Origin of the sequence: Paraburkholderia sp. BL9I2N2, from assembly GCF_004339745.1 — a bacterium.
GTDB lineage: Bacteria > Pseudomonadota > Gammaproteobacteria > Burkholderiales > Burkholderiaceae > Paraburkholderia.
Window position 1 is genome coordinate 2203258 of record NZ_SMGP01000001.1, and the last position, 17662, is coordinate 2220919.

Sequence of the window (17662 nt, forward strand, 5' to 3'; positions counted from 1 at the left end):
GTTAGCGCCTGGCATCACGCGGCCGGCGGGCAACGCCGGGCGCAATCATTAGAATTGGCCGAAACCCCTGTGTCAAGCGGGGTTGAGCCTGATTTGGGTGGTTTTCGAGGGGGCTTCCTATAACAAGATGTTGCCGCAAATCGATGCACATACAACCAGTTGGCAAGCGCACCGCAGCTTTGCTCAATAGGTGGGAAAACGCGCCTCGCGCGACGCCTGACGCAAGTCGCGCGGCCATAAAAAAACCCGCGGTCGTGACCGCGGGTTTTCTTCAAGCAAACAGCTTCGTTACTGACTGTCTTAGTGCTTCACGACTTCCGTTGCTGCGGCGTCTTTGCCCGGCTCCGCTGCGACCGGCGCAGCAGGCTTCGGCTCTTCTTCCGGCAACGCCGCCGGCACACGTTCGAGCGCCAGTTCGAGCACCTTGTCGATCCAACGGACCGGCACGATTTCGATTGCGTTCTTCACGTTGTCCGGAATCTCCGTCAAGTCCTTGACGTTCTCTTCCGGAATCAGCACCAGCTTGATACCGCCGCGATGCGCCGCCAGCAGTTTTTCCTTCAAGCCGCCGATCGGCAGAACTTCGCCACGCAACGTGATTTCGCCCGTCATCGCGACATCGGCGCGTACCGGAATTCCGGTCAACACCGACACCAGCGCGGTCGTCATCGCGATACCGGCAGACGGACCGTCTTTCGGCGTCGCGCCTTCCGGCACGTGAATGTGAATGTCCTGCTTCTCGAACGCTTCGTCCTTGACACCGAGACGGCGCGAACGCGAACGAACCACCGAGCGTGCTGCCTCGACCGATTCCTTCATCACGTCGCCGAGCGAACCCGTGCGGATCACATTGCCCTTGCCCGGCATCACCGCAGCTTCGATGGTCAGCAGATCGCCGCCCACTTCCGTCCATGCGAGACCCGTAACCTGGCCAACCTGATTTTCCTTCGCGGCCAGACCGAAGTCGTACTTGCGCACGCCGAGGAACGTATCGAGGTTGCTGCCGTCGACCTTCACCGCGCCTTCCGCCTTCTTCAGCAGAAGCATCTTCACGACCTTGCGGCAGATCTTCGAAATTTCACGCTCGAGCGAACGCACGCCCGCTTCACGCGTGTAGTAACGAATGATGTCGCGGATCGCGGTTTCCGTCACATCGACCTCGCCTTCCTTGAGGCCGTTGTTCTTCTTCTGCTTGGGCAAAAGATAACGTTGCGCGATGCTGACCTTCTCGTCTTCCGTGTAACCCGACAGACGGATCACTTCCATCCGGTCGAGCAACGGCGGCGGAATGTTCAGCGAGTTCGACGTCGCGACGAACATCACGTCCGAGAGATCGAAGTCGACTTCGACGTAGTGATCGGCGAACGTATGGTTCTGTTCCGGATCGAGCACTTCCAGCAAAGCCGACGACGGATCGCCGCGGAAGTCCTGACCCATCTTGTCGACTTCGTCGAGCAGGAAGAGCGGATTGCGCACGCCGACCTTGGTCAGGCTTTGCAGAATCTTGCCGGGCATCGAACCGATGTACGTACGACGGTGACCGCGAATCTCGGCTTCGTCGCGCACGCCGCCGAGCGCCATACGCACGAACTTGCGGTTCGTGGCGCGAGCGATCGACTGACCCAGCGACGTCTTACCGACACCCGGAGGCCCGACGAGGCACAGGATCGGCGCTTTGACCTTGTCGACACGTTGCTGGACCGCGAGATACTCGAGAATGCGTTCCTTCACTTTCTCGAGACCGAAGTGGTCCTCGTCGAGCACGCGTTCCGCATTCGAGAGGTCGTTGTTGACCTTGCTCTTCTTGCGCCACGGCAAGCCTATCAGTGTGTCGATGTAGTTGCGCACGACGGTCGCTTCAGCCGACATCGGCGACATCAGCTTGAGCTTTTTCAGCTCGGCGTCGGCCTTCTTCTTGGCTTCCTTCGGCATGCGGGCAGCCGTGATGCGCTTCTCGAGTTCTTCGAGGTCCGCACCTTCTTCGCCTTCGCCGAGTTCCTTCTGGATCGCCTTGACCTGTTCGTTCAGGTAGTACTCGCGCTGGCTCTTCTCCATCTGGCGTTTCACACGCCCACGGATGCGCTTTTCGACCTGCAGGATGTCGATCTCGGCTTCGAGTTGCGCGAGCAGATGCTCGAGTCGCTCGATGACCGGGAACATTTCGAGGATGTGCTGCTTCTGGTCGAGCTTGAGCGGCAAGTGCGCCGCGATCGTGTCGGCCAGACGCCCGGCCTCGTCGATACCCGACAGCGACGTCAGGATCTCGGGCGGGATCTTCTTGTTCAGCTTCACATACTGGTCGAACTGCGACACGATCGCGCGGCGCAGCGCTTCAGTTTCAGCGCTGTCGGCGTGGTCGGGTTCGAGCGGCATGACTTCGCACGAGAACTGCGTTTCCTGTTCTTCGATGGAAAGCGTTTTCGCGCGCTGCAAGCCTTCGACGAGCACCTTCACGGTGCCATCGGGCAGCTTCAGCATTTGCAGGATGTTCGCGACACACCCTACTTCGTACATGTCCTTTTCGGTCGGCTCATCTTTCGCAGCCGTCTTCTGGGCGACGAGCATGATGTGCTTGCCGCCTTCCATCGCTGCTTCGAGAGCCTTGATCGACTTCGGGCGGCCTACGAAGAGCGGAATCACCATGTGCGGGAAGACGACTACGTCACGCAGCGGGAGCAGCGGGAGCGTAATGCGTTCCGGCGGAAGGAGTTGGGTTCCTGACATTTCATTTCCCCATGAGTGGAATCAGTTCGTTCGATAGGTGAGGCCAGCAGAAAAGATTGCAAGCCTCCGCGTGTGGGAAAAGTTCAGTGACTCCGAAGGTTCAGTGACTCCATAGTGAAAACAACCAGCCTGACCACACGATAAACGAAAAAAGCCGTTCACGTTGCCATGAACGGCTTTTTTTGCAGAACCCGAAAGCCGATCAGTTCGAACCCGCCACTTTGGGCGCGTCTTCGTAGATCAGTAGCGGTTTGCCGTCGCCGTCAATCACGTTGTCGTCGATGATGACCTTGCTAACGCCTTTCATTTGCGGCAGGTCGTACATCACATCAAGCAACGCCTGTTCCAGGATGGAGCGCAGACCACGCGCACCCGTCTTGCGACGAATTGCCTTACGCGCGACAGCTTGCAACGCGGCCGGGCGAATTTCGAGCTCGACGCGTTCCATGTTGAACAGCTTGTGGTACTGCTTCACCAGTGCATTCTTCGGTTCGACGAGAATTTTCATCAACGCCGCTTCGTCGAGCTTGCCGAGCGTGGCGACCACCGGCAGACGGCCGATCAGTTCCGGAATGAGGCCGAATTTGATCAGATCTTCCGGTTCCACTTCGCGCAGCACTTCGCCGGCGTCGCGATCCTGCTTGCTCTTCACGCTCGCGCCGAAGCCAATACCGGTCTTCTCGGTACGATCGACGATGACCTTTTCGAGGCCGTCAAACGCGCCACCGCAAATGAACAGAATGTTGGTGGTGTCGACCTGGATGAAGTCCTGATTCGGGTGCTTACGGCCGCCTTGCGGCGGCACCGACGCCATCGTACCCTCGACCAGCTTCAGCAAGGCCTGTTGCACGCCTTCGCCCGACACATCGCGGGTGATCGACGGGTTGTCGGACTTGCGGCTGATCTTGTCGATTTCGTCGATGTAGACAATGCCGCGCTGGGCTTTGTCGACTTCGTAATTGCAGTTTTGCAGCAGCTTCTGAATGATGTTCTCGACGTCTTCACCGACATAGCCGGCTTCCGTCAGCGTGGTTGCATCGGCAATCACGAACGGCACGTTCAGAAGGCGTGCGAGCGTCTGCGCGAGCAGCGTCTTGCCGGAACCGGTCGGGCCGATCAGCAGGATGTTGCTCTTGGACAGCTCGATCTCATCCTTCTTGTCGAGATGCTTGAGACGCTTGTAGTGGTTGTACACCGCGACCGCGAGAATTTTCTTCGCGCGTTCCTGACCGATCACATACTGGTCGAGGATTTCACGGATTTCCTGTGGACTCGGCAGGTCGGACTTCGACAAGCCCGCCTCGATGCCCGCACCTGCAGCCTCATCACGGATGATTTCGTTGCACAGGTCGATACATTCATCACAGATGAACACCGACGGGCCGGCAATCAGTTTTTTGACCTCATGCTGGCTCTTGCCGCAAAACGAGCAATACAACAGCTTTTCGCTGTTAGAACCTTTCTTGTCCGCCATAGATGTGTGAGCCTCCGGACACTCGATTACATGATACGCCGTTTGCCCTGGCCTCGCAGTTTGGGCGGGGCCGGGCTTGAGCCAAGGTGACGGCGTTTGCCGCAGGCACTCGGACGAAATTTGATTATTTCACAACCGATCCGGCGACGTTTTTGCCCCAATTCGGGGCAAAAACGCACCATCTCAAGGACGCTTGTGCGCCACCTGGTCGACGAGGCCGTAAGCTTGCGCGTCGTCGCCGGACATGAAGTTGTCACGGTCGGTGTCGCGTGCGATACGCTCGACCGGCTGGCCGGTGTGATGCGCGAGCAGATGATTTAGCCGTTCCTTCAAATACAGGATTTCGCGCGCCTGAATTTCGATGTCCGACGCCTGACCACGCGCGCCGCCGAGCGGCTGGTGAATCATCACGCGCGAATTCGGCAGAGCAAAACGCTTGCCTTTCGCGCCGGCCGCCAGCAGGAATGCGCCCATGCTGGCTGCAAGACCCATGCACAGCGTGGAGACGTCCGGCTTGATGAACTGCATCGTGTCATAAATCGCCATGCCGGCGGAAACCGAGCCGCCCGGGCTGTTGATGTAGAAACTGATGTCCTTGTCCGGATTCTCGCTTTCGAGGAACAGCATCTGCGCGACGACGAGATTGGCCGTCTGGTCGTTCACTTCACCGACCAGGAACACAATGCGTTCCTTGAGCAGACGGGAGTAGATGTCATACGAGCGCTCGCCCCGGCCGCTCGTTTCCACGACGATCGGCACCAGTCCGAGCGCCTGCGCTTCGAGATCCCGCGACGACTGGGAGGTCAACGTGTCCAGCATTTGAGCGCGAAAGGTCATGCAGTGGATCCTTGTCTGAAATATTCTAACTATTAGATGCTGGACAGGTGTGGTCGACAACCCCGTATTCAAGTGCGCGATCAGTGCATGTGCGCCGCGCAACACGAAGCAAAAACGCAATACACATTCACAGCACAAAAAAACGGCGTGCGGGCCGTCGCTCCGACAGCCGGCACGCCGTTGCAGCGACGCTTACGCTTGCGCCGTTGCGCTTGCCAGTTCTTCGAAGCTCACTTCCTTGTCCGTCACCTTGGCCTTGCTGAGGACGAAATCGACGACGTTGGCTTCAACGACGTACGCTTCCATTTCGGCAAGACGTTGCTGGTTGGAATAATACCAGCGGACGACTTCCTTCGGGTCTTCGTAGCTTTTCGCGAACTCGTCCACTTCGGCGCGAATCTGCTCCGGCTTGGCTTGCAGTTCGTTGGCCTTGACCAGCTCGGCCAGCACGAGGCCCAGCTTGACGCGGCGCTCAGCCTGTTCCTTGAACATGGCAGCCGGAATCGGCGCATCTTTGGCGTTCGGCACGCCGCGTTGCTCCAGATCCTGACGCGCCATCGCGACGAGGCGTTCCTGATCCTGTTCGATCAGTGCATTCGGCACGTCCAGTTCGGAAATCTTCAGCAGCGCGTCCATCACCTGGTTCTTGACGATGGCTTGCGTGCGGCGCTTCGCTTCGCGCTCGAGATTGTCTTTGATCTCGGCGCGCATCTTGGTCAGGTCACCGTCTTCGATGCCGAGCGACTTCGCGAATTCAGCGTCGATTTCCGGCAGATGCGGCCACTCGATCTTCTTCATCGCGATCGTGAATTGCGCGGTCTTGCCGGCAACGTCCTTGCCGTGATAGTCCTCAGGGAACGCCAGATCGAATTCCTTCGACTCGCCGACCTTCAGGCCCGTGGCTGCCTTTTCGAATTCCGGCAGCATGCGGCCTTCGCCCAGCACGAACGCGAAGTCGTCTGCGCTGCCGCCCTGGAACACTTCACCTTCGATCTTGCCGACGAAGTCGACCGTCACGCGATCGCCTTCTTTCGCTGCCGTGTCGCCGCCGCCATCACCGTGCTCGCCGGCTTCGCCGCGAGCGTGGAAGTGCACGCGCTGCTTGCGCAGGATGTCCAGCGTGCGGTCGATTTCCGCCTCGCTGATGCTGGTCGTGGTGCGCTCGATTTCAGCCGTGGCGACGTCGCCCAGCTTCACTTCCGGATACACCTCGAACGTCGCGTCGAACGCGTAGTCGCCTTCAGTGGCCTCGGCCTTCGGCGCGAAGCTCGGCTGACCGGCGACGCGCAGGTTTTCGGCGCGGCTGATGTCGAAAAATTCCTTGCCGACCTTGTCGCTCAGCACTTCGGCTTCCACCTGGCCCGAATACTGTTGCGTCACCATCTTGAGCGGCACCTTGCCCGGGCGGAAACCCGGCATGCGCACGTTCTTCGCGAGTTGACGGATACGCGAGTCCACTTCCTTCTGCACGGCGTCCTTCGGCAGGGAAATCGTTACGCGGCGTTCGAGCTTGCCGAGGTTTTCAACAACGTTAGCCATGGCTTCAATCGTCCTAAAATTATTCGAGCGAATCAGTTATCTTCTCCGTGCCGCTTGTCGATGTCGCGCGATCTCGCGTTTTTGGTCGCGTGTTGATCGCTTCGCACCGATTGCGCGCCTGCGCCGCGGGCTTGCAGGCCGTCGGCAGCACGGTTGGGTCCAAAGAGCCGAATATTTTAGCAAACTATTTGCGCGCCTAGCCGGGATTCGATGCATGGGCGCGTTTTTATCGCGTTTTTGCTCGGATTCCGGCCGCTTTCCGCGCTGTTTCAGGCCCGTTTGCGCACTGTTCCAGTGCGGCAGGAGTGCCGCGCCACTACTACGCCGCGCCTGTCCGCACGAATTTTTCCCGACAGCTTCGCTTCCATCACCCGGCGCGGACGAAAGCAAGAGCAAAGCTAAAGCACGCGCCGCGCGCGCGCGCTGACGCTGTCAATGCCGGCTATGCCATTCGACATATTCAGTCGGCGCGCCCATGCTGATAAGCTAATGGACGCGCTCGGGGCTGCGCGCGCATCCCGACATTTCACCCGCCCTCGCAACGATTCCAACCATTCAGAGACACCATGCCGAATTCGCCGTCCTCGCCCGTCGTCGTCATTGCTCCCGATTCCTTCAAAGGCTCGCTCAGCGCGGAACAGGTCGCGCAAGCGATCGCAGCGGGCATCCAGCGCGCCCGTCCTGACGCGGACGTGCGCATCTGCCCGATGGCCGACGGCGGCGAAGGCACGCTCGACGCCATGCTCACGGGCGGCGGCGAACGCCGCACCCTGAGCGTGCGCGGCGCGGCCGGTCCGGTGCGCGACGCGCTCACGGGTCTGCTCGCCAACGGCAGCGCGATCATCGAAACGGCGGAGGTCGTCGGCATTACGGACCCGGTGGGAATGGGCGTGCCCGTCGAGGCGCGCAGCACGCGCGGCATGGGCGAAGCGATTCGCGCACTGATGGACGCCGGCGTGCGGCGCTTTTTCGTCGCGCTTGGCGGCAGCAGCACGAACGACGGTGGCGCGGGCCTTCTGGCCGGCCTCGGCCTCAAGCTGTTCGACGCCCAGGACAATGAACTCGACGCCACGCCGGAACAGCTCGCCCGTCTCGCGCGAGTGGACGTGTCGCAACTCGACGCGCGTCTCGCCGACACGCAGTTCGTCGGCATGTCGGACGTGGACAATCCGCTTACCGGCGATCACGGCGCCACCGCGGTGTTCGGTCCGCAAAAGGGCGTGAAACCGGACCAGGTGGCCGCGATCGACGCAGCGCTGGCCCGTTTCGCCGATCTGCTCGAACCGGCGCTCGGCCGCACGGCGCGCGAACTGCCCGGCGCGGGCGCGGCCGGCGGCCTCGGCTTCGCGCTGCATATGCTTGGCGCGCAGTTCGAACCGGGCGCGGAAACCGTCGCGCGACAAATCGGGCTGGACGCCGCGCTCGAAGGCGCGGACTGGCTGATCACCGGCGAAGGCCGTTCCGATGTGCAAACGCTGCACGGCAAGGCACCCTTCATCGCCTGCCGTCACGCACAGGCTGCCGGCGTGCCGGCCACGCTCCTCTCAGGTGGCGTCGACTCCGCCGCCTTGCCGCGCCTCGCCGAATATTTCAGCGGCTGCTTCTCGCCGGCGCCTGGACCGATCACGCTCGAAGTCGCGATCCGCGACGCGGCGCGCCTGTTGGCGGACGAAGCCGAACAGTTGACGCGCCTGAAATACGGCACGCGTTGACCGGCAAGACGGTTGCGGCAACAATCACAGCGCCGCGACCGCTCACACACTACGGGAAGACCATGAAGGACGCCAAAGCCGGGCTCGAACAGTTCCTGACGTACCGTCTGCATGTCCTCAACAAACTCGCCGAACGCGGCATCAGCGAACGCTATCAGAACAAGCTCGGCGTGACCTTGCCTGAAGCGCGCGTGATTGCGTCGGTGGGATCGTTCGGGCCGTTCTCGATCATGGAACTGGCAAGGCATGCCAATCTCGACAAAAGCCAGGCAAGCCGCGCCGCCGAGGCGTTGATCAAGCAGGGACTCGTGAAGCGCGAGGCGAGCGCCGAAGACGGCCGCGTCGTGCTGGTGTCGCTCACTCCCGAGGGCCGCGCGCTGTATCGGAAGGTGATGCCGATCGCGCGCAAATGGAACGGCGATATGTTCGACTGTCTCGACGAGCAGGAGAAGCTTGCCTTCGGCGACGCGCTCGACAAGATCATCGGCACGATGACGGCGCGCGAGGAGTGACCTGCGCGCCGCATGCGGGCGCTGAATTCAGCCTTTGCGCTCGCCCTGCCCGTTCGCGTCGCCCGCGCCGGGATCGCTAGCCGCCGCGCCCGCTACCCCGGACCCTTTCGACGCGCCAGGTGCGCCAACGGGCGTAACGCCCGCCTGCGCATGAGCACCACGCGCGAGCCGCCACGCGATCGCCGCGAGCGAACCGACTGCCAGTAGCAGCGCCGCCCATAACAGGTAGCGGCGCATCGCATCGGGATCCTTCGCGGACTGCGCCCTCGCGGCCTGCTCCGGTGACAGCGCATCACCCAGGCGCGCCGTCGCGGGGACCGCTGAGGCACCCATCAACAGCTCGTCGCGGGTCACCGCCGAGGACACCGTCGTCGCGCTACCCACCGCCAACGTGAACGGCGCGGTCCCACGCGCGACGAACGTCAGCGTCGCCGGACGCCAGCCCGCGGCAATGGTCAGTGTGCCGCTGCCGAGTCCGCCGTTGCGCGGGTCGACCACCACGCGCCATTGACGATCCGTATCGGGCGTCAATTCGAGCGAAGGATTGCTTTGCTCCACGTCGCCGTTGTGCAGGCGGAACAATGTCGCGCCCGCGACTTCGCGCCACGGCGTATCCAGCCCCGCGCGCGAATAGACGACCGCAGGCGCAACCGTATTCGGCTGAGGCAGATTCAGGCGCAACCGGTCGATGGGATACGGGCCGCCGGTGCTGAAGAAATACTCGCCGGGTTTCGGCCCCGCGTGCGCGACGATGCCTTCGCGCCACGTCCGCTCCGCGCGTTGCGCGGCGTCGGCGGCCAGCGCCTGTATCTCCATGTCCAACGACTCGACATACGGCGCGCCGTCGAGCCAGCGCAAACGCAGGTAACGCGCCCGCATGCCGTCCAGTTCGATCCGGTCCTGACTCAGCGTGCTGCCGTTGTAGCTGACCTTGAGAAGTTGCGCATCGCCGGCGGGTTGCCAGTGCCGCAAGTCGTCGCTCGCTTCGACCGTGACGCGCCCCTGGTAATTGTCGTCGCGCAGGTGCACGAGCAACGCGCTCACGCGGCTGGTACGCGACGCGCGTCCGAGGTCGATCAGGTCGGTGTCGTGTTGCGCGCGGGAAGGCGGAGCCGAGGTCGCGCGCAGCGAACCGTCGGCGGCGATCGTCACGCCGAGCGGCGCGCCGGAACTGCCGGAGGCGGCGGGCGGCAACGGAAACCAGCGCACCGGACGCAGCGTGGGCGGCGTGCGGGCAGGCTCGCGCGGCGCATCGAGTGAGTACGGCACGGGTTCGCCGGTGCCGTTGAAGACGCGCACGTCGCCGAGATCGTGACGCTGGCTTGCCGCGTAGACAGTTGCCGGCAGCGTCACGCTGTAGTACGCGGCGCTCTCGTCGAGTTGCAGCGCAAAATGCTGCGCGAAGTCGTCGGCCGCGACCGCGGGCGCGGACGCCCACGTCGCCACGATCGCAAAACACCAGCCGGTCAATGTAAAGACACGTTTCATTGCTTAGTTTCCACGACCAGAGCCTTAGGCGGTAACGGCGAGAAGTAGCCGATCAGCAACAACATCAACCCGATGCCGATAAACGAAACGATCCGCTCGATTCCGGTCACGTGAGACAGGTCGAACAGGAACAGCTTGACCACGGTCACCGCCAGCAGCGCGCCGCCGATGAACCAGAAGATCCGGCTCGCGCGGCGCGTCGCCCAGATCATCATGGCAAGCGCGCACACGGTCCAGAATACCGATATTGACGCCTGCACGAGCATCGAGTGTGACATGGTCTCGAGCTGGTACGGCACTCCCGTCCAATGATGCAGCGTACGCAGCAGCATGGCGTTCAGCCAGAAGAATCCAGTCGCGCCGGCCGCCACCTGCAACGGCACGCGATATTCGCCGATCGGCACGCCTAGCCGGTGAATCCGCACGAGCCAGAACGCCGCCAGCGCGAATATCAGCGCCTGCACCAGGTCGAGCGGATTGAGCAACGGCAGACGCGCCCATGTGCCGCCGTCCTGCGTCAGGTTCGCAATGAACGTCCATATCCACATCACCAGCACGAGCGGCGTCGAGGCGATCGCGCACAGCCGCACGATACTGTCGCGGCGCGCGAGCCACAAGCCGGCAAAAGCAAACGCGCTCCAGCCGACCAGAAACACCTGCTGCAGACTGAACGACGCGAGCACCGCATCGACATCGTACGCCGCGTGAAAGTGATGATGCAGCGTGCGCAAAAGCAGCGCGTTGAAGCATAGAAACAGCGTGGCGAGCACCAGGTAATCGAAGGCGCGCGGATGCCATTGCACACCCAATGCGCGTAGTCTGCGCAGCCATACCGCGCAGGCGACGAACACGAGGATCTGCGCGACGTCGAGCGGATTGAGGATCGGCAACCACACGAGCGGCGCGGCGCTGCCGTCGCTCGTCACGCTCGCGATACTCCACGCCCACAGCAGGACGGCGAGCGGCGCCGCGGCCCACACCTGATACGCCTGCATGAAGCGCGCGACCGGCCAGCGCAGACGATGGCCGGCGCCCGCCAGCAACAGCAGCAGCACACCGAAGCCATACGCCCACGCGCTCCAGCTCCACGCGCCTTCGGGCACGTAGGCCCGCAATCCCCAGTAGCCTTCGAGCGCGGCGAGCGCGCCGGCCGTCCAGAACATCAGCGTATGCAGCGGCGCGAGCAGGATATCGCTGACGTCGCGCTGCTGACGCCACAACAACGCATACGCCGAGAGCGCTGCGAGCGCGCAGACCAGCCAGCCGTAGCCGGTCACGGGCGCCATGCCCAACGTGAAAAGCTCCGCGGTCAGCAGCGCGAGGACCGGCACGAGCGCCAGCGCCGGCAATTCGGCAAGCGGCCAGCGCAGCGTGCGGCGCGCGCCGTGAGCGAGCCACGCCGTCAGCACGGCGAAGAGCGCGACGGCCGCGGTGTCGAAGCGGGCGTGGCCGTAGCCAGGATGAGCGCTCGTGTACGCATGGATTTCGTACAGGCCACCAAAGGTCCACCACAACAAACCCCACACGCTGGCGACGAGACCGATCTGCGGCATCCACAGGTGCCACTCGCCTGCTTCGCTGCGGCCGTGCAAACGCCATCCCGTGAAGATGCCCGCGAGCGCGATCAGCACGGACGCGATATAGGCGCCGTTCAGGACCGGCCAGACGCTCGCGTCGGAGCTCTGCGTGATCGTGCCGATCGCGTAGGCGCCCGCCGCCGCCAGTTGCAACAGCAGGCCGAAGCCAAACGCGCTCAGGCGCCGCTGACGCACGGCGAGCCAGGTGATCGCCGCGCCTTCGATGGCCCAGGTCGCGCTCGTCGTCGGTCCGGTGAATGCGAGCGGCACGGCGAGCGTGGCGAAGATCACCGCCAGCGCGAGCATCGCCTCGAACATCATGCCGAGGCGTTCGCGGCGCCGCGAGAGCCAGCCCGCGATCGCAAGATAGAACGCGGCCAGCGCCACCGCGCTCCACGCCAGGCCGAATTCGGTGTTCTTCATCAGCGCGGCTTGCAGGCCGATCGCCACCAGCGGCGTGCCGAACACCAGCGTGCCGTCGACGTAATGCTTGAGCGCGATTTCGCGCCGTACCGCGTAGAGCAGCGCGATGCCGACGTACATCAGGAAAAACAGAATCAGGAACGGCTCGGTGCTCGCGAGCAGCTCGGGGCGGTAGGCCATCACGCCCCACGCGGCGCCGATCGAAAACGTGAATACGAAGCCGAGCAGATTCAACGGGCGCCACGCCTTGAACCAGGCGATCGCGAAGATGCCCGCGTTGAGCAGCGCGTAGTAGCTGAACAGCATCACATGGCTGCCGCCGCCCGTCGACAGCAACACCGGCGCGAGAAAACCGCCCGCGCTGCCCATGAAGGCCAGCGACGAAGCGTTCTGCCGCACCGCGAGAAACGCGCTGAGCGCGCAGATCGCGACCATCAGCGGCAAGGCTGCGCCCGCCGGTAGCAAGTGGTAAAGCCTCGTGGCCGCGAACACGGTCAGATACAGCGCGCCGACGCCGCCGCCTTGCAGGATCAGACCGTACGCACCGCGTCGCTCGCCGATACGCCAGCCGAGCACGAGCAAGGCCGTCGCGGCGAGCGCTACACCGGCGAGGCGGAATTCGATCGGCAGCAGGCTGTTGTCGGCCGCGTATTTGAGCAGGAAGGCAATGCCGAAAAAACAGCACGATGATGCCGACGCGCACGACCGTGTTGCCACCTAGAAGCCAGTCGCGGCCCGCTTTGAAGAGACGTTCGGCGAGACCGGGGCCACGCGGGGGCGCGGGTGGTGAAGGTGGTACGGGAGGCAGCGGCGCTGACGTTGTCGGCTGGGCTGAAACCAGTGGTGCGGTCGAGGTGGCCGGTGTGGCGCCTGGTGCGCCTGGAGTGCTTGGAGTGCCGGGTGCGCCGGCTATGCGCGCCGCACTCTGGGAGGCCGGCACGCTGGCTTCGGCGCTTGTCGGTGAGCGCGCGGCAGCGAGTTGCATCGTCAGCACCGCAGGCTGCGGACGTGCCGTCTGCTCATTTGCAGGCGGGATCGCGTAAGGACTCGACGCGGCGTCCGCTGGCCGCGGCTTGAACGCCGCACTATCGGCGGCCTGCGTAGTGGTATCCGTAGCGCCCTCGACGCCGCCCGTACGCAACTGACGAATCTCGCCGCGCAACACGACGATCTCGCGTTCGAGCCGCTCGACGCGCGCCGCCAGTTCACCCGAAGAATTCCAGCTATCACTCGCGGCCGCTTTGGCAGCAGATTCCGTCGCGGCACCCGACGACTTCTTTTGCAGCAGACGCGAAAACGCGAAACCGGCCACGGCGCCCAGCAGTGCACCGAGGCTGATCGAAAAATCGTTCGATAAGGCGGCCAGCATGCCGACCACCGCGCCAAGCACGGTCAATATCACGCTCATCGCACCCCCACCATTTTATTGTGTTCTGTAGCGAGATCTGTTTGGTCACGCACGGATTAATCCGCGAGTATTACGTCAACGATACGGCGAAAATCGGCGCGCAGAATACCATGCAAATCGCGCTTTCGAGCCAACAACGCGGTGAATAGCGAATATGCAACGATGCTTAATGATTTTTCCTACGACATTCCGCCATTGATACCCAGCGAATTGATTCCCGCAGCCGCGCAAGCCGCGCTAGCGAATACCCCGATTAATTCAGCCGGCGAATTAGCAAACTGTGGCAATGGCCATTACCGGAAAGCATCTCATACGTCTAACGCTCGGCCTGCGTGAGGTCGTCAATATAGACTCGCACCGCCCGCTGCTCACGACGAGCGGCCAACCATGTCAAAATTCGGCACCGGCCATCGGGCCATCCATCTCCCACATCTCATCCAAGGAAGTTGCAGTGGACATCAACAAACAGGTCGCGGCCCTCACCGCTTCGGAACTCCAGACGGCCGGCGCGAGCCAGGCCACGGCGATTGCGGTTAGCGTGCTGCTGCGTCATCTGCGCTCGCCTGAGCTAGCGAAGCTGTTGTCGTCGGCGTTCGAAAACCATCAGGCGGTCATGCTGCAAACGCCGTGGCCCGAGCCGATGCTGCAGGCGTTCGAATCGACCCGCCGCTTTCTCGAAGGCGCCGCGCAAGCGGACCTGCCGGGCACGCAAGCGCCTGCGCAAACGCCGGACGCCTGAGCCCGGCCAGACCGCGCCGCCGGTAGCGCCGAAAAACGGAACCCTGTCAGTCCACGGATTCAACGGGGTTTTCTTCCACGAATAGACGGTGCGAAGGAGAAGGTCGAACGCCTATACCCTTCAGGACGACGCTGCGAGAATTGTGCCGAGCCACGTGCGCAGCGCCGATATCTCCTCCCCGCACACTGAATGCGGCATCGGATATGCGCTCCAGTCGACCTTGCAACCTCGCGTGATCGCAAAGTCGCGCGCGGCCTCGCCTAACTGGATCGGCAACACGTCGTCGTACATGCCATGCGCGGCAAAGATCGGCGTGCCACGGTTCGCAGCGCTCAAGCGGCTGTCGATAAAGCCCGGCGATGGCACATAACCCGACAGCACGATCAAGCCGGCAAGTGTCTCAGCGTGCGTCAGCCCCGCTGAATAGGTCATCGCCGCGCCTTGCGAAAAACCCGCGAGAAAGATGTTCGAAGTCGGAATGCCGCGCCGGTTCTGCGCTTCGATCAATTGCCGCACGGTTGCACAAGACAATTCGATACCCGCTTCGTCGACTTGCTCATTGATGTTCTGAAACGACCGGATGTCATACCACGCGCGCATCACATAGCCGTTATTTGCGGTAACGGCAATCTCCGGCGCATTGGGAAACACGAAGCGTACGGCGGGCGCATCGGCGAGACGCAGTTCGGGCACGAGCGACACGAAGTCGTTGGCGTCGGCGCCGAGACCGTGCATCAGGATCACGGCGAACCTGGGATTCGGCGCACTTTCAATTTCGATGGTGGACGGTTGCTCGTTCATGTATCGCGATTACTCGGCTTCAGAAAACGTTCAGAGGATCGGAATGAGTACAGGGAGGATATACCGCCAAGTTAGACAAGGTACACCAGTCATCTCGATTGTCATCGGGCCCAGTCATCAAAGTACGGCGCGAGCACGGCTCGCCTCCTGTTTGTTCCAAAGCGCCGTGATCCTCCGGTTGTCAATTGCAGGCCGTTCGATTCAAAGCCTGTCTCCTCCCGCCTCCGCCCGCGACCGCGCCCGCCCGCGTCCCGCCGCGCTCCGCGCCGGCGCCACGACCTCAGCGAGCAGTTCCTCGTGCAGCGCTCGCAAGACCTCGACGAACGCCGACGCCAGCCGCTCTCGCGGCCTGTGCGGAGGAAACAGCAGATAGGTCTGAAAGCGCGTGGCCGGCAGGAATGGGCGAATCGCGATTTCCGGCCCGGCGAAGTCGCGCGCGACGATCGGATGCGCGAGCGTTACGCCCATGCCGTGACGAACCATCTCGCAGCACATCGCGGTGTATTGCGCCTCGATCGCCATGACACGCTGCACGCCCGCGCGCTGGAACACCTCGTCCATCAAGGCGCGCGTGCCGTCGCCGTGACACAGCGAGATGAACGACTCGCCCTCCAGATCCTCCGGCTTGATGCTGCGCTTCGCCGCCAGCCGATGCGCCGCCGGCATCACGCACACGGCAGCCACGTCCGCCAGTTGTTCGACCTCGCAATCGGACGCCTCGCTGACATACACCGCGACGCCGAGATCGCAAAACTGCGACGCCGTCCAATGATTGACCGTGCCCGACGTATTCACGTGCAGCGAAACGGTGACATCCGGAAACAGTTCGACAAACCGCTTGATGGCATGCGGCACCAGCGTCATGCCCGCGGAGGGCATCGCCGCGATGCGCAGACGCCCGCTGCCGAGATTGCGAATCTGCGCCGCGGCATTCGCCAACCCCTGCAAGCCGACAAACGCGCGTTCGACTTCGCGAAAGAACGCTTCGCCCTCGCTCGTCGGAATCAGCCGCACGCCGCTGCGCTGAAAAAGTTGCAGCCCCGTGTCGCGTTCGAGTTGCGCGATCAGACGGCTCACGTTCGGCTGCGACGTGAAGAGCGCCTTGGCCGCGGCGGTCATCGACCCCGACACCATCACCGCGCGAAACGCCTCGATGTGCTTGAGATTCATCCGTATTCTCCCTTAGACGACGTCCTGCAACCCATATCATCCATGCATAGATAGGTATTTTATTCGTATTGGACGACATGACCAGCCGGCGCGACACTGCATTCCAACGACGGGCAGCGAAGCCCGCCTCCCCACACCGGAACTGGAGATCGTCGTCATGAGAAGAGCGTTGCATCGCCGCCTGTCCGCCCCGTCCCACCCTGCCTTCGCGGCGCTTTTATGCGCCTGCGCCCTCGCCGCTCCGCTCTTCGCGCAGGCCGAAACGACGCTCTATGTCGCCAACGTCGGCGGCTCGAACGAGCAGCTCTACCGGCAGAAAATCATTCCGCCGTTCGAGAAGGCGCATAACGTCAAGATCGTCTACGTGGCGGGCAATTCGAGCGATACGCTCGCCAAGCTGCAGGCGCAGAAAGGCCATCAGCAGATCAACGTCGCGGTCATGGACGATGGTCCCATGTACCAGGCGATGCAGTTGAACCTGTGCGCGAAGCTCGACGACGCGCCCGTGATGAAAGACGTGTACCCGCTCGCGAAGCTGGGGCCGAGCGCGATCGGCGTCGGCATGGTGGCAACCGGCATCGGCTATAACGAGGAGGCCTTCAAAAAGGCCGGCCTGCCGCCGCCCGACTCGTGGAAGGCGCTCACCGACAGCCGCATCAAGGGCAAACTCGGCGTGCCGCCGATCACCAATACCTATGGTCTGCATACGCTCGTGATGCTCGCGCGTCTGTCCGGCGGCGGCGAGAAGCATCGATCCCGGCTTCACCGCGATGACCCGACAAGTCGCGCCGAACGTGCTGTCCTGGGCGCCGACGCCCGGCGAGATGGACGGCCAGATGCAGTCCGGCGACGTGATCCTCGCGCCCTACGGCAGCGGCCGCGCGGTCGCCTTGCAGAACACCGGCTTCCCGCTCAAGTTCATCTACCCGAAGGAAGGCGCGGTCGCGTTGCAGGTGGCGGCCTGCGCGATCGCGGAGAACGCGCAGCCGCAGTTGTCGCAGCAGTTCGTGCAGTACCTGTTGAGCCCGGAAGTGCAGGCACTGCAGGCGCAAGGCATCGGTCTGGGTCCGGTCAACAAGACCGTCAAGCTCACGCCTGAGATCGCCGCGCGCGTGCCCTACGGTCCCGAGCAGATCTCGAAGCTGACCGCAATGGACTGGGCCACGATCAACCAGCATCGGACCGAATGGACCGAGCGCTGGAACCGTTCGGTCGAACGCTGAAGTGCGGCACCAGCAGGTTCCTCGCGCGGCGCGCG

Annotated in this window: 10 protein-coding genes and 2 pseudogenes; 4 read left to right on the forward strand and 8 right to left on the reverse strand. The window is 62.9% G+C overall.

All coding sequences use genetic code 11. The features are described 5' to 3' along the window. Nucleotides 1-300 precede the first annotated feature (300 nt). From lon to tig, 4 genes are all read right to left on the reverse strand, one after another. A complete protein-coding gene (lon, locus tag B0G74_RS10245; RefSeq protein ID WP_132374695.1) occupies nt 301-2724 on the reverse strand; it encodes an endopeptidase La in 2424 nt (807 codons plus the stop codon). Nucleotides 2725-2926: 202 nt separating this feature from the next. Next, nucleotides 2927-4198: an ATP-dependent Clp protease ATP-binding subunit ClpX gene (clpX, locus tag B0G74_RS10250; RefSeq protein ID WP_006048928.1), complete on the reverse strand. Its 1272-nt coding sequence runs from the start codon at nt 4196-4198 to the stop codon at nt 2927-2929. Between the two features lie 183 nt (nt 4199-4381). Next, a complete protein-coding gene (gene clpP, locus B0G74_RS10255) occupies nt 4382-5035 on the reverse strand; it encodes an ATP-dependent Clp endopeptidase proteolytic subunit ClpP (protein ID WP_007182010.1) in 654 nt (217 codons plus the stop codon). Nucleotides 5036-5227: 192 nt separating this feature from the next. After that, nucleotides 5228-6574 carry a trigger factor gene (gene tig, locus B0G74_RS10260; RefSeq protein ID WP_132374696.1) on the reverse strand — a complete coding sequence of 449 codons (1347 nt, stop codon included), beginning with the start codon at nt 6572-6574 and terminating at the stop codon, nt 5228-5230. Nucleotides 6575-7140: 566 nt separating this feature from the next. Here tig and B0G74_RS10265 point away from each other — a divergent pair. Both B0G74_RS10265 and B0G74_RS10270 read left to right on the forward strand, forming a co-directional pair. Then, a complete protein-coding gene (locus tag B0G74_RS10265; RefSeq protein ID WP_132374697.1) occupies nt 7141-8286 on the forward strand; it encodes a glycerate kinase in 1146 nt (381 codons plus the stop codon). A gap of 62 nt (nt 8287-8348) precedes the next feature. Further along, on the forward strand, nt 8349-8798 hold the full coding sequence (locus B0G74_RS10270; RefSeq protein ID WP_132374698.1) for a MarR family transcriptional regulator: 450 nt from the start codon (nt 8349-8351) through the stop codon (nt 8796-8798). Nucleotides 8799-8825: 27 nt separating this feature from the next. Here B0G74_RS10270 and B0G74_RS10275 read toward each other — a convergent pair whose 3' ends face one another. Further along, nucleotides 8826-10286 carry a DUF3999 domain-containing protein gene (locus B0G74_RS10275; RefSeq protein ID WP_132374699.1) on the reverse strand — a complete coding sequence of 487 codons (1461 nt, stop codon included), beginning with the start codon at nt 10284-10286 and terminating at the stop codon, nt 8826-8828. Further along, nucleotides 10283-13694, reverse strand: a pseudogene (locus tag B0G74_RS10280) (DUF2339 domain-containing protein). The gene B0G74_RS10275 and the pseudogene B0G74_RS10280 overlap by 4 nt, the downstream one beginning before the upstream one ends. A gap of 451 nt (nt 13695-14145) precedes the next feature. Between B0G74_RS10280 and B0G74_RS10285 the strand changes: the two are divergent. Continuing rightward, on the forward strand, nt 14146-14433 hold the full coding sequence (locus tag B0G74_RS10285; RefSeq protein WP_106283485.1) for a hypothetical protein: 288 nt from the start codon (nt 14146-14148) through the stop codon (nt 14431-14433). A 120-nt stretch (nt 14434-14553) separates the two neighbouring features. Here the strand turns inward: B0G74_RS10285 and B0G74_RS10290 are convergent, their stop codons facing one another. Both B0G74_RS10290 and B0G74_RS10295 read right to left on the reverse strand, forming a co-directional pair. Next, nucleotides 14554-15234: an alpha/beta hydrolase gene (locus tag B0G74_RS10290; RefSeq protein WP_132374700.1), complete on the reverse strand. Its 681-nt coding sequence runs from the start codon at nt 15232-15234 to the stop codon at nt 14554-14556. Nucleotides 15235-15435: 201 nt separating this feature from the next. Further along, entirely contained in the window at nt 15436-16404 is a 969-nt protein-coding gene (locus tag B0G74_RS10295) for a LysR substrate-binding domain-containing protein (RefSeq protein ID WP_132374701.1), read from the reverse strand. 157 nt (nt 16405-16561) lie between these two features. On the opposite strand from B0G74_RS10295, the pseudogene B0G74_RS10300 reads away from it, so the two are divergent. Continuing rightward, nucleotides 16562-17627: pseudogene (locus B0G74_RS10300) on the forward strand (ABC transporter substrate-binding protein). The last annotated feature ends 35 nt before the right edge of the window (nt 17628-17662 follow it).

Bases quoted from the DNA above. Each gene is read 5' to 3' on its own strand.
- B0G74_RS10295 (WP_132374701.1), bottom strand. From the start codon at position 16,404: ATGAATCTCAAGCACATCGAGGCGTTTCGCGCGGTGATGGTGTCGGGG.
- B0G74_RS10290 (WP_132374700.1), bottom strand. From the start codon at position 15,234: ATGAACGAGCAACCGTCCACCATCGAAATTGAAAGTGCGCCGAATCCC.
- B0G74_RS10275 (WP_132374699.1), bottom strand. From the start codon at position 10,286: ATGAAACGTGTCTTTACATTGACCGGCTGGTGTTTTGCGATCGTGGCG.
- clpX (WP_006048928.1), bottom strand. From the start codon at position 4,198: ATGGCGGACAAGAAAGGTTCTAACAGCGAAAAGCTGTTGTATTGCTCG.
- tig (WP_132374696.1), bottom strand. From the start codon at position 6,574: ATGGCTAACGTTGTTGAAAACCTCGGCAAGCTCGAACGCCGCGTAACG.
- B0G74_RS10270 (WP_132374698.1), top strand. From the start codon at position 8,349: ATGAAGGACGCCAAAGCCGGGCTCGAACAGTTCCTGACGTACCGTCTG.
- B0G74_RS10265 (WP_132374697.1), top strand. From the start codon at position 7,141: ATGCCGAATTCGCCGTCCTCGCCCGTCGTCGTCATTGCTCCCGATTCC.
- clpP (WP_007182010.1), bottom strand. From the start codon at position 5,035: ATGACCTTTCGCGCTCAAATGCTGGACACGTTGACCTCCCAGTCGTCG.
- lon (WP_132374695.1), bottom strand. From the start codon at position 2,724: ATGTCAGGAACCCAACTCCTTCCGCCGGAACGCATTACGCTCCCGCTG.